At 71.3% G+C, this 11,851-nt stretch carries 13 protein-coding genes; 10 read left to right on the top strand and 3 right to left on the bottom strand.

Going from position 1 to position 11,851, the window contains the following annotated elements:
- Positions 1–703: 703 nt before the first annotated feature.
- Complete coding sequence (locus ABZ215_RS41480) at positions 704–1,870, bottom strand: pyridoxal phosphate-dependent aminotransferase (RefSeq protein WP_354956280.1); 1,167 nt, start codon at positions 1,868–1,870, stop codon at positions 704–706.
- Between the two features lie 29 nt (positions 1,871–1,899).
- Here ABZ215_RS41480 and ABZ215_RS41475 point away from each other — a divergent pair, with 29 nt between their 5' ends.
- The gene (locus ABZ215_RS41475; RefSeq protein ID WP_020419547.1) at positions 1,900–3,186 is read left to right on the top strand and encodes a DUF445 family protein; all 1,287 of its coding nucleotides are present in this window, start codon (positions 1,900–1,902) and stop codon (positions 3,184–3,186) included.
- Between the two features lie 223 nt (positions 3,187–3,409).
- On the opposite strand, the gene ABZ215_RS41470 is transcribed toward ABZ215_RS41475, so the two are convergent.
- The gene (locus tag ABZ215_RS41470; protein ID WP_354956278.1) at positions 3,410–3,865 is read right to left on the bottom strand and encodes a CGNR zinc finger domain-containing protein; all 456 of its coding nucleotides are present in this window, start codon (positions 3,863–3,865) and stop codon (positions 3,410–3,412) included.
- Positions 3,866–3,969: 104 nt separating this feature from the next.
- Between ABZ215_RS41470 and ABZ215_RS41465 the strand changes: the two genes are divergently transcribed.
- From ABZ215_RS41465 to ABZ215_RS41435, 7 genes are all read left to right on the top strand, one after another.
- Positions 3,970–4,329, top strand: a complete 360-nt coding sequence (locus tag ABZ215_RS41465) for a VOC family protein (protein WP_020419549.1) — start codon at positions 3,970–3,972, stop codon at positions 4,327–4,329.
- 251 nt (positions 4,330–4,580) lie between these two features.
- Positions 4,581–5,105: a PadR family transcriptional regulator gene (locus ABZ215_RS41460; RefSeq protein WP_354956276.1), complete on the top strand. Its 525-nt coding sequence runs from the start codon at positions 4,581–4,583 to the stop codon at positions 5,103–5,105.
- Positions 5,102–5,776 carry an ABC transporter ATP-binding protein gene (locus tag ABZ215_RS41455; RefSeq protein WP_354956274.1) on the top strand — a complete coding sequence of 225 codons (675 nt, stop codon included), beginning with the start codon at positions 5,102–5,104 and terminating at the stop codon, positions 5,774–5,776. The genes ABZ215_RS41460 and ABZ215_RS41455 overlap by 4 nt, the downstream gene beginning before the upstream one ends.
- Entirely contained in the window at positions 5,773–7,050 is a 1,278-nt protein-coding gene (locus ABZ215_RS41450) for an FtsX-like permease family protein (RefSeq protein ID WP_354956272.1), read from the top strand. Before ABZ215_RS41455 ends, ABZ215_RS41450 begins: the two co-directional genes overlap by 4 nt.
- Positions 7,008–8,012: an FtsX-like permease family protein gene (locus ABZ215_RS41445; protein WP_354956270.1), complete on the top strand. Its 1,005-nt coding sequence runs from the start codon at positions 7,008–7,010 to the stop codon at positions 8,010–8,012. The genes ABZ215_RS41450 and ABZ215_RS41445 overlap by 43 nt, the downstream gene beginning before the upstream one ends.
- A 49-nt stretch (positions 8,013–8,061) precedes the next feature.
- Positions 8,062–8,466, top strand: a complete 405-nt coding sequence (locus ABZ215_RS41440) for a zf-TFIIB domain-containing protein (protein WP_084506127.1) — start codon at positions 8,062–8,064, stop codon at positions 8,464–8,466.
- 15 nt (positions 8,467–8,481) lie between these two features.
- Positions 8,482–9,105 carry an AAA family ATPase gene (locus tag ABZ215_RS41435; RefSeq protein WP_354956267.1) on the top strand — a complete coding sequence of 208 codons (624 nt, stop codon included), beginning with the start codon at positions 8,482–8,484 and terminating at the stop codon, positions 9,103–9,105.
- A 339-nt stretch (positions 9,106–9,444) separates the two neighbouring features.
- On the opposite strand, the gene ABZ215_RS41430 is transcribed toward ABZ215_RS41435, so the two are convergent.
- Positions 9,445–10,578 carry a methyltransferase domain-containing protein gene (locus tag ABZ215_RS41430; protein ID WP_354956265.1) on the bottom strand — a complete coding sequence of 378 codons (1,134 nt, stop codon included), beginning with the start codon at positions 10,576–10,578 and terminating at the stop codon, positions 9,445–9,447.
- Between the two features lie 111 nt (positions 10,579–10,689).
- Between ABZ215_RS41430 and ABZ215_RS41425 the strand changes: the two genes are divergently transcribed.
- Together ABZ215_RS41425 and ABZ215_RS41420 are read left to right on the top strand one after the other, a co-directional pair.
- Positions 10,690–11,121: a helix-turn-helix transcriptional regulator gene (locus ABZ215_RS41425; protein ID WP_020419556.1), complete on the top strand. Its 432-nt coding sequence runs from the start codon at positions 10,690–10,692 to the stop codon at positions 11,119–11,121.
- Between the two features lie 5 nt (positions 11,122–11,126).
- Positions 11,127–11,747: a membrane protein gene (locus tag ABZ215_RS41420; RefSeq protein ID WP_020419557.1), complete on the top strand. Its 621-nt coding sequence runs from the start codon at positions 11,127–11,129 to the stop codon at positions 11,745–11,747.
- Positions 11,748–11,851 lie beyond the last annotated feature (104 nt).

Genomic DNA, 11,851 nt, shown 5'->3' with positions numbered 1-11,851 from the left:
GCACTGGTCTCGCTGCGGCGGCGTGCGAGGCGGAGAAGCGCGGCCGCGCACTGGTCTCGCTGCGGCGACGCGCGAGGCGGAGAAGCGCGGCCGCGCACTGGACTCGCTGCGGCGGCGTGCGAGGCGGAGAAGCGCGGCCGCGCACTGGACTCGCTGCGGCGGCGCGCGAGCCGGAGGGCTCACCGGGCCCGGCGGCGCACTGCGTCGGCCGCCGGGTGCAGGAGTTCCGTGTCCGGCTCGACTGGCTCCCCGGCTCTCCGCTCTCCCGCTCGATTGGCTCCCCGGCTCTCCGGCTCGACCAGCTCGCTGGCGCGCTGGCTCGACCGGCTATTCCGGCGTTTCAGTTCCGGCGCTCCGGCCGGACGCCGCGCGGTTGCGGCTCTGGGCATTCCAGCTCTGGACGTTGCGGCCCTTCGCCCGCGGCCTTCCGGCACTGCGGTGCTGTGCGGTCTCCCGGCGCTCCGGCCTCCCGGCGCTCCGGCCTCCCGATGCTGCGGCGCTTTCGGCGCTCCGGCTCCCGGCGCTGCGACCTCTCGGCCCTCCGGCCAAAGCCGTCCGGCGCTCCAGCCTCGCGCCCCGGTGCGCCCCCGGCTATGCCCATCCACGAGCCCGGCCGCGATCTCGCGGTGCACCCACCCACCCGTGATCGCGCCCGGGCAAGGTATTCGCGCCGATGCGCCGCCTCCGTCGGGCCGAACCGCGCTCAGGCCAGCTTGTGCAGCCGCTCGATCGCCTCGTCCAGCACCTCGTCCCGCTTGCAGAACGCGAACCTCAGCACGTGCCGCCACTCCGCCGGGTTGTCCGTGAACACACTCACCGGCACGGCTGCCACCCCGACCCGCTCCGGCAGCTGCCACGCCAGCTCGGCAGCGTCCGTGAAGCCCAGCGGCCGCACGTCCGCGCACACGAAGTACGTGCCGAGACTCGGCCGCACCCTGAAGCCCGCCGCCGCGAGGCCCGCCGACAGCCGGTCGCGCTTGGCCGCCAGCGAAGTCCGCAGCGACTCCACCCACGGCAGTTCGTGGTCGAGCGCATGCGCGACGGCCGGCTGCAACGGCCCGCCGGACACGAAGGTCATGAACTGCTTCGCCGCCCGCACCGCCGCCACCAGTTCCGGGCTGCTGCACACCCAGCCGATCTTCCAGCCGGTGCAGTTGAACGTCTTGCCCGCGCTGGAGATCGACACCGTCCGGTCCCGCATCCCCGGGAACGCGGCCAGCGGCACGTGCTCGGCGTCGTCGAAGACCAGGTGCTCGTACACCTCGTCGGTGACAGCGATCAGGTCCCGTTCCCGGCACAGGTCGGCGATCGCCGACAGCTCCTCGCGCGTGAAAACGGTTCCCGTCGGGTTGTGCGGCGAGTTCACCAGGATCGCGCGCGTCGCCGGGGTGACCGCGGCCCGCAGCGCGTCGAGGTCGAGCGCGAACCGCCCGTCCGCACCCTCCACCAGCGAGACCACCCGCCGGGTCGCTCCCGCCATCGCGACCGCCGCCGCGTACGAGTCGTAATACGGCTCGATCACGATGACCTCGTCGCCAGGCTCGGTCAGCGCCAGCAGCGTCGCGGAGATGGCTTCGGTGGCGCCGGCGGTGACGAGGATCTCGTTGTCCGGGTCGTAGGACAGCCCGTAGCGCGCCCGGTGGCGTGCGATCGCCGCCCGCAGTTCCGGCCGCCCTGGCCCGGGCGGGTACTGGTTCGCGCCGCCGAACAGCGCGTTCTTCGCGGCGTCGAGCATTCCGGACGGTCCGTCGGTGTCCGGGAAGCCCTGGCCGAGGTTGACCGCTTCGGTGCGCACGGCGAGCGCGGTCATCTCCGCGAAGATGGTCGACGTGAACGGCCGCAGCCGGGGGACGAGAGCTGGTTCGCGCATAATGGCCGATCCTCACGGACAATGGGGTCGTGGAGCAACTGACCCCCGCTGACATCGGCCTTCCCCCGGTCCCGGACCAGGAGGGCAAGCGGCGGGCGCTGCGCCGGATGAAGCTGGTGGCGCTCGCCTTCCTGCTCGGCGCGACCGTGATCTTCCTGTTGACGACGTGGGCGCAGTCGGCCGGCTGGCCGGGCTGGGTCGGCTACGTGCGGGCCGCCGCCGAGGCGGGCATGGTCGGCGCGCTGGCGGACTGGTTCGCCGTGACCGCGCTGTTCCGGCGACCGCTCGGCCTGCCGATCCCGCACACCGCGATCATCCCCAGCAAGAAGAACATGATCGGCAGCAGCCTCGGCGAGTTCGTGGGCACGAACTTCCTGTCCGAGCACGTGGTCCGCGACAAGCTGCAGCGCGTCCAGGTCTCCCGGCGCTTCGGCGAGTGGCTGGCCAAGCCGGAGAACGCCGAGCGGGTCACGTCCGAACTGGCCACCGTCGTGCGCGGTGTCGTGACGGTGCTCAAGGACGAGGACGTGCAGGCCGTCATGGAGCAGGCGGTGGTGCGGCGGGTCGTCGAGCAGCCGTGGGGCCCGCCGCTGGGCAAGCTGCTGGAGCAGGTCTTCGCCGACGGCGCGCACTACAAGCTCGTGGACCTGATGTGCGACCGCGCGTACGAGTGGGTGCGCGACAACCACGCCACTGTGCTGCGCGTGGTTTCCGACCGCGCCCCGAGCTGGTCGCCCAAGTTCGTCGACGCGATGCTGGCCGACAAGGTGTACGGCGAGGTCCTGTCGTTCGCGTGGGCCGTGAAGACCGACGTCAACCACCCGATGCGCTTGGCCCTGGACAAGTTCCTCGGCGAGTTCGCCCAGGACCTCCAGAACGACGCGGAGACCATGGCCCGCGCCGAGCAGGTCAAGCAGCAGATCCTCGACCACCCCGACGTGCAGAAGCTGATCGGTTCGGCGTGGAGCACCGCGAAGGGCATGCTGCTCAACGCGGCCGAGGACCCGTCGAGCGAGCTGCGCCGCCGCGTCCGCGAGGGCCTGCGGAACCTGGGCGAGCGCCTGGTGACCGACGAAGGCCTCGGCGGCAAGGTCGACGGTTGGGTGCAGGGCGCCGCTGCCTACGTGGTGCGCAACTACTCCACCGAGATCACCACGATCATCACCGACACCGTCGAGCGCTGGGACGCGGAGGAGACCTCGCGAAAGGTCGAACTGCAGGTCGGCCGGGACCTCCAGTTCATCCGCATCAACGGCACCGTCGTCGGCGCACTCGCCGGCCTGGTGATCTACACCGTGGCCCAGCTGCTGTTCTGACCTACCGCGGCCCGACGGTTCCGCCCTGCACGGCGCGGCGTCAGGACAGCCGATGACACGCCCGGCTGGTGGCAGCCAAGCGCGTCCGGCTGCCCCGCAGGACGGTGGAGGCGTGTTTCGGCAGCCGACACGGCGCAGCAGATGCGCTGACCTGCATCTTTCCGGGTTGTCCACAGGTGGACGAGTTGTCCACAGGTGTGCTGTGGGCAACTCCACCGGGTGTTCAGGCCCGGCGTTCGCGCCAGCTGCGCGCCTTCTCCCGGTTGCCGCACACCTGCATGGAGCACCAGGTGCGTGAGCGGTTGCGGGATTCGTCGTAGAACGCCCAGCGGCAGTCGTCCGCCGGACAGATCTTCACCCGCGTCCACTGCCCGAGCACCGCCAACCTGGCGGCCGCGGCCATCACGGCACCGACCGCGTCGCGGGTGACCAGGGCCGGCCCGCCGACGGCCAGTTCGATCGTGACCGGAACCGCCAGCGGCGACGCGTCCAGGGTGTCGCCGACCGCGGCGCGCAGGGCCGTGCGGGCGGACCGCGCCGCGGACACCGGGCCCGCTTCCAGCCCGCGTTCATGGCTCCAGGCGCGCCACGAGGCTGCGTTCGTGAGCACATCAGTGTCGTCCTCCACGTCGAGGGTATTGAGGAAATCCACCACGAGGGACACGTCCGTCGAGCTCACGTCACCAGTGTAAGCCGGACGGTGGTTGCGGACGTGTCGCGTAACTTGCATACTCCTTTCACTGGTTATCCGCTTGCTGGCCGTTCGAGTGCTGGAGGAATCGCATGGGTGCCGTTCCGAAACTGGGCGCGATCGTTCTCGACTGCCCGGATCCGGTGGAGCTGGCCGGGTTCTACGCGCGGTTGCTGGACCTGCCGCAGCCGAAGGTGGACGACGACAGCTGGGTGGTCCTCGACGGTCTGGATGGAGTCCGGGTCTCCTTCCAGCGCGTCGAGTCCTACCGTGCGCCGGAGTGGCCGGGGCAGGATGTTCCGCAGCAGCTCCACCTGGACCTGGACGTGACGGATCTCGAAGCGGCCCACAGCCGCGCCTTGTCGCTGGGCGCGAAAATGCTCGACGACGCATCGAGGTTCCGGGTCTACGCCGATCCGGCCGGTCACCCGTTTTGTCTCTGTGCCTGCTGACCTCCTGGAACAAGTAGTCGAGGGGCGCTGCTGGACCGGGTGGCCGATCCGGTCCGTGTCCCCCGGGCCTCACCTCTTCGCCGTCACGGAACACCAGTCCTGCTGGAGCCGTGTCGCGCCTTTCGCCGAGAGGCGACCGCTGGATCGCCCGCTCGAGCCCCCAGCGCTTGCCACTCCCACTCGCGCTGGGGGTTCTTGCTATACACCGGGTGTATAGACAGTGACTCTACACCGTGTGTATAGTCCTGTCCATGGCGATCGGACAAACACTTCTCGGCCTGCTCGAGGCGGGCCCCCGGCACGGCTACGAGCTCAAACGCGCGTACGACGAGCGTTTCGGCCACGACCGGCCGCTGCACTACGGGCAGGTGTACGCCACGCTGGCGCGCCTGCTCCGCAACGGCCTGGTCACCGAGAGCGGGGTCGAGCCGGGCGGTGGTCCGGAGCGCAAGAGCTACGCGATCACCGATGCCGGGATCACCGACGTCGAGCAGTGGCTCAGCACTCCGGAGAAGCCGGAGGCGTACCTGCAGAACACGCTGTACACCAAGGTCGTGCTCGCGTTGATGTCCGGTCGCGACGCGGCGACGGTGCTCGACACCCAGCGCGCCGCGCACTTGAAGGTCATGCGCGAGCTGACCCGCCGCAAAGCCGAGGGCGACCTCGCGGACACGCTGATCTGCGACCACGCGCTGTTCCACCTGGAAGCGGACCTGCGCTGGCTCGAACTGACCGCGGCCCGCCTCGACGAGCTCGCCGGGCAGGTGAAGGCATGAGCCTGCTCAGTGCCACCGGTCTGCGCAAGTCGTTCGGGCCCACCGAGGCGTTGCGCGGCGCCGACTTCGAGATCGACGCGGGGGAGATCGTCGCCGTCATGGGGCCGTCCGGGTCGGGCAAGTCCACGCTCCTGCACTGCCTGGCCGGGATCGTGCCGCCGGACGACGGCCGGGTCGTCTACCGCGAGCGCGACCTGGCGAGCCTGTCCGACGGAGACCGATCTTCGTTGCGCCGCAGCGAGTTCGGGTTCGTCTTCCAGTTCGGCCAGCTCGTCCCCGAGCTGTCGTGCCTGGAAAACGTCGCGCTGCCGCTGCGGCTGGGCGGGATGAAGCGCAAGCCGGCCGAGGCCTCGGCGCGGGCGGCTCTCGACCGGTTCGAGCTCGGTGACCTCGCAGGCAAGCGGCCCGGTGAGGTGTCCGGCGGCCAGGGGCAGCGGGTGGCGATCGCGCGGGCCCTGATCACCACGCCGAAGGTCGTCTTCGCGGACGAGCCGACGGGAGCGCTGGACTCCCTCAGCGGCGAACGCGTGATGCGCCTGCTTGTGGCGGCGGCGAAGGAGCTGAGCACCGCGGTAGTGCTGGTCACGCACGATGTGCGGGTAGCGGCGTACTCCGACCGCGAGGTCATCGTCCGGGACGGCCGGACACCGGAGCGGGTGGCCGTCCCGTGAGCTGGCTCAACGACTTCGCGCTGGGCTTCCGGCTGGCCGTCGGGGGCGGCCGGACGTTCCGCGCCAACCTGCCCCGTCTGGTGCTGACCACGATCGGCATCGGTCTGTCGCTGGCGATGCTCCTGCTGCTCGCGAGCACGATCAACGCCCTGAGTGAGCGAAGCGACCGAATCGCCGCGCGCGAACCGGCGGCCGTGGACGGGCCCGCGTCGCTGTACCTGTCTTCCAACTTCACCCCGGTGGGAGACCGGACGTTGACGATCACCTGGCTGGACGCCGTCGGCCCGGACGCGCCGGTTCCACCCGGTCTGGTCGCGATCCCGCAAGCCGGTGAAACGGTCCTGTCGCCGGCGCTCGCGGAGCGGCTCGCGGTGGACCCGTTGCTGCAGCAGCGATTCCCGGGTCGCGTGGTCGGCACCATCGCACCGGAGGGGCTCGCCGGCCCGGACGAGTTGTTCGCCTACGTCGGCACCACTGGTATCCGTGCCGCGAACGGGGGAGTCGCGGTCACCGGTTTCGGGGCGGGCGGGGCACCGGGCTCCTCGTCCCCGCAGCTGGTCTTCCTGCTGATCGTCGGCGTTGTCGTGCTGCTCATCCCGATGCTCGTCCTGCTCAGCGCGGCGAGCCGGATCGGCGGTGCGGAGCGTGAGCGGCGGCTGTCCACGCTCCGCCTCGCGGGCGCGCGGCGCGGGCAGGTGCACCGGATCGCCGCCGGCGAATCGCTGGCCGGCGCCTTGGCCGGCGGCGTGCTGGGCCTGGCCATCTACTTCGCGGTGCGGGGGTCGGCCGCGGGGCTGGAGTTCGAGGGGATCACCGTCTTCCGCCCGGACTTCGTGCCGGGCTGGCCACTGGGGGTGGTGGTGGCTCTGCTCGTCCCGGTGCTCGCGGTCGGGCCGGCTTGGTTCGGGTTGCGGCGGCTCGTCGTCGAACCGCTCGCGGTCCTGCGAAACGCGAAGCCGGAGCGCAGACGGCTGTGGTGGCGGCTGGTCCTGATCGCGCTCGGTGTCGTGCTTCTGCTGCCGGACAAGCTGCTGGGAGTGTCGTCCCGTCCGGCCAGCACCCTGCCGTTCCTGCTCGCCGGGTCGACGCTCCTGCTGATCGGCGTGCCCGCGGTCATGCCGTGGATCACCGACTTGGTGGTGCGGCGGATCCGGGGCGGGAGCCCGGCGTGGCAACTGGCCGTCCGGCGGCTGCAGCTCGACAGCGGCACGCCGACCGTGTCGTGGCAGGCGTGGTGGTCGTGCTGGCCGGGGTCATCACGCTGCAGACGATGATCGGCTCGGCCGCCGCGGACGCGGATCGCGCTCGGGTCGCCACCGGTACCGGGACCGGGAACCTCAGCGTCACCGACGACGCCGAAGCGGAGGCGATGCGCCTGCTCGAGGGGACGCCAGGGCTGGTCGGCGCGTACCCGATCCAACGGCTGGCGGCGCGCCCTGGGACCGGCGGGCCGGTGGAATCGCTGGTCGCGCCGTGCCCGGTGCTGGAGCGCCTCTTCGGAACGTCCGGGTGTGTCGACGGCGCCGTGTACGTCGTGGCCGGGTCGGGAGTCCAGCCAGGTTCGACCATGACCGTGGACGAAACGCCGTTCACGGTCCCGGCGGAAGCGGCGCCCATCTCTCCCGGCACCGCTGGCGTCGCCCACGGTGTCGGCCTGGCGGTGACGCCGGCAGCCGCGAGCGCCCAGCACCTGCCGGACGGCGGGCGGATGATCGAGCTCCTCCTCACTCCAGGCGAGACGAGTGCCCTGGACCGGGTCCGGGCCGCGCTCGGGCCGCTCGGGTGGCAGGCGACGGCGTACAGCGAGGACGAGTACTACGGCGGGGGGAACGATTTCCTGGCCGCGGTCGACAGGCTGCTCTACACCGGCGGTCTGCTGGGACTCGTCATCGCGGCGGTCAGTCTGCTGGTGCTGCTGGCCGGGCAGCTGAGCGAACGGCGGAGAGCCTTCGCGGCGATGCACGCGTCCGGTGTGCCGCTGCCGGTCCTGGGACGGTCACTGCTCTGGCAGAACGCGATCCCGCTCGTGTTCGGGGTCGTGGTCGCCGTGGCGGTGGCGATCGGCACCGGCGCCCTCCTCGTGCGGCTGCTGGGCGCGGACATCAGCCTGCACGTGGACGCGGGCTTCATCGGTGTCACCGCCGTGACGGCGGTGGTCCTGGTATTCGCGGTGACCGGCGCGGCGTTGCCCGCGCTCCGGGCGGTCACCAGAGTGGAGGCGCTGCGAGCGGAATGACGAGCTCCGGGCGGGAAACTGGCGGACCCCACTCCCGGCGGGCCGGATCATGCGTAGGGTGGCATACGTGATTTGTCCGAAGTGTCAAAACGTGATGCGGACCGTGAACAAGAACGGCATCCACATCGAGCAGTGTGAAGGCTGCCGGGGCATCTTCCTGGACCGCGGCGAGTTGGAGCAGATCGTGGGCGCGGAGAGCGCTTACTACGGCGGGCCCGCCGCTGCTCCGCCGCCGTACCAGGGGGCGGCCGGGCACACCGCGCCGTACCGGGACTCGCCGCGCCCGTACGGCGGCCACGGGCACACCGACTCGCCCCGGCCGTACCGGGGTGGGCACGGCTACTCCGATTCGCCCCGGCCGTACCAGGGCGGCGGGTACTACTCGGATTCGCCGCGCCCGTACGGCCACCGCGGTCACCGCAAGCGGAGCTTCCTCGAGCAGCTCTTCGACTGACACATGCCGGAAGCGATGCTGGATCCCCGCATCTGCCCTCGATGCGGGGACCTGGCTGAGGTCCCGGCCGTGGAGGGCGACGTCCGGTGGTGCCACCGGTGTGGTCACCGCTGGCCCTTCCGGCGGTTGCCGCTGTTCGCGCTGACCGGACCGAGCGGGGCGGGGAAGTCCACCGTCGGCCCGGCCCTGGTCGAGCGGCTCGGCGGGCGGGTCACGGTGCTGGAGCAGGACGTGCTGTGGGTGGCCGGCCTCCGCGACGACGTGAACGGGCACCCGACGTTCCGGGGCACCTGGCTGCGCATGGCCGCGATGGTGCACCAGAACAGCCGCCCGGTCGTGCTGTGCGGCACCGTGGTGCCCCCGGAGTTCGAGACGCTGCCCGAGCGTGCGCTGTTCAGCGAGATCCACTACCTCGCACTGGTCGCCGAGTCGGAGGTGCTCGCCCGGCGGCTGCGGGCGCGCCCCGCCTGGCGCGGCTGGGACGAACCACGCATCGCCGAGATGCTCGAGTTCAACACGTGGCTGCACAAGAACGCCGACACCCTCGACCCGCCGGTCACCCTCTTCGACACGACGACCGCGCCGCTCGCCGCGAGCGTCGAGCACGTCGCGAGCTGGGTCGAAAGCCGGTTGCCGTAGCGCGACGACCGACGGTGGGTCGCGGCCGTCGGGCTGGATGCGGAGTGACCGAGGGCTGGGTGCTGTGGGCTCGGCTGTGGAGCCGGCAAACGGCGTGCTCGCCGCTGGGGAGGTGGCTGGTGGTTGGCGCGTGGTGTGCGCTGGCTATCGGTGATCGCTAGCGGGTGTGCCTGGTGGGTTGTCGGTGGTTGCTGGCGGGGGTGCGTCGGGTGTTGGTTGCCGGAGGTCGTTCTGGGGTGCGCGGAGTGCGGGCCTCGTCGTTACGCGCAGGGAGTGCTCCGGGATCGCGGGGGTCGTCGCTGGCAGAGCGCGCCGCGGGCCAGTCGGCGGCCGCCTGATCTATTGCAGCGGCCAGCGGTGGTCGCCGTCGGGGTCGTCCAGCCAGAATTCCTGGTGCTGGGGCGTCACGGTCATCCCGAAGCGCTGCCGGGCTGGCTTGCCGAGCGCGGTCCACTGCCGGTAGGCGGCCTCGGTCAGATCCCACAGCCGTCGCGGGCCGCCCTGGGCCACCGTCGTTCGGTCGGCGTGCGTTGTCACCCGCGCCCAGGAACCGTCGCTGTGCAGGAGGAACGCGTCCTCGCCGCGGAACACCGGCACCACCCCCGGCAGCGCCAGCCCGGCGAAGAACTCGAACCGGCTCGACGGGTGCAGGACCACCTCCGCGGACAGTTCCGTGGGGCGCGCGGGCCCGGCGATCTCCGGCAGCGACGCCGGATCCGCGAGACGGTGCGCCCGCAGCGGCATGAACCGGCCGTCGCGGCTCAGCACGCGGCCCCGTGCGACCGGGCCGGGCATCACGATCAGCCGCACCAGGCCGGCGCCGATCGGACGGTTCAGGGTGGTCACCACGATCGCCCCGCGCGTCGCCTGCTCCAGCCACGTGATCGGCACCTCCGACACCGAACACGTGCACAACACGCGGTCGTACGGCGCACCGTCCGGCAAGCCTTCCGCGCCGTCCTGGACCGCGACCGTCGGGTGGTACCCGCACAGCGACAGGCGTTCCGAAGCGAGCCGCACCAGCTCCTCGTCCACATCCACTGTGGACACCAGCGACGAGCCGAGCCGTTCGGAGAGCAGGGCGGCGTTGTAACCGGTGCCGGTGCCGATCTCCAGCACCCGGTGCCCGCTGTGCACCGACAGCTCCTCGAGCATCACCGCCATGATCCCAGGCATGCTCGACGAGCACGTCGGGTTGCCACGCACCACGCCCTCCCGGCGAGCGCGCTCCCACGCGCTCGGATCGCCGTCGAGCTGCGTGACCAGGACCTGGTCGGCGTAGACGTGGTCGAGCCAGTCCCCATCGGTGCGGTCGACGGCGCGCCAGCCACCGGGCTGGGATAGGAAGTACCGGGGCACGAAGGCATGCCGCGGCACCCGCCGGAACGCGTCCAGCCAGGCCGGATCGGTGATCATGCCGTCCCGGCGCAGCGACTCGGCCAGCTGGCGTCGGCGGCGTGCCGTGCTGTGCACACCCCCACCGTAACGGGTGACTCAAGTAACACCCGATGGTTGCAAGCAGGGTGCTTGCAATAGCTAGCACCCGCGCGTACCGTTGAAATCGTCGCGAGGAGATGGACTGACATGTCGGAGGACAACGGCCACGAGAACTCGGCGGGCGGACCGGTGGAGAAGGTCGCCGACATCGCCTCCGGGATCGGCGAGTACATCCGCCAGCAGCGCAACAACGCGAAGATCTCCTTGCGGCAGCTGGCAAAGCTCGCCGGAGTGTCCAATCCGTACTTGAGCCAGATCGAGCGCGGGGTGCGCAAGCCCAGCGCGGAGATCCTGCAGCAGATCGCCAAGGGGCTGCGGATCTCCGCGGAAGCGCTCTACGTGCAGGCCGGAATCCTCGACCTGCCCAACGGTGGACCGGTGACCGACGCGATCCGCGCGGACGCCGAGCTCACCGAGCGGCAGAAGCAGGTCCTGCTCGACGTGTACGAGTCGTTCCGCCGGGAGAACGCGGCGGCGGGCGGCGATCGAGGACAAGCAACCGTCATCGCCAAGGAGTGAGCACAATGCCCAGCACCAAGACCGCCATCGAACAGCTCCGCACCCCGCTGCTGGCCGCCCTGGGCGCCGGCAACCTGGCCGGCCAGGCCGTGGTCGACGCCGTGGGCAAGGCCCGCGAGCGGGTCGTCGAGGGCAGCGAGGTGGCGCGGAAGAACATCGAGGAGCTGCCGACCGAGGTGACCACCCTGCGGGAGAAGCTCGACCCGACCGAGCTGCGCAAGCTGATCGACGAGTACACCGAGGCCGCGCTCAAGCTGTACAACAAGCTGGCCGAGACCGGTGAGCAGGCGTGGGACAAGTTCCTCGCCGAGCCGCGCGTGAAGAGCGTGGTCGAGCAGGTCGAGGAGGCGCTGACCACCGCGCAGGAGCGGGTCGGCGAGGTGAGCACCGAGGCGCGCGAGAAGGTCGAGGACGTGCTCGGCCTGGTCGCGAAGCGGACCCGCGCCGGTGGCGAGAAGGTCGCCGAGGCGGCGGACGACGTCGCGGACCGGATTGAGGACGAGGTCAAGGAGGAGCAGGCCAAGCCGGCCCCCAAGACCGCCACGACGAAGGCCCCGGCCACCCGCCGGAGCACGACGCCGGCCAAGCGCCCGGCGAACGCGACCACGCCGAAGACGACCAAGTAGACCAAGCCGCACGCCCGGGTGGGCGGCCACCATGCGCGAGGCGCATGGCTGGGCAGCCGCCGCAGGCAACTCGCAAAGCCCACCGGCCGCGCCGAGCACCGCTC

This window comes from Amycolatopsis sp. NPDC006131 (assembly GCF_040614175.1).
Classification (GTDB): Bacteria; Actinomycetota; Actinomycetes; order Mycobacteriales; family Pseudonocardiaceae; genus Amycolatopsis_E; species Amycolatopsis_E tucumanensis.
Note: the sequence above shows the minus strand (reverse complement) of the source record. Positions and strands in the feature narration are given on the sequence as shown.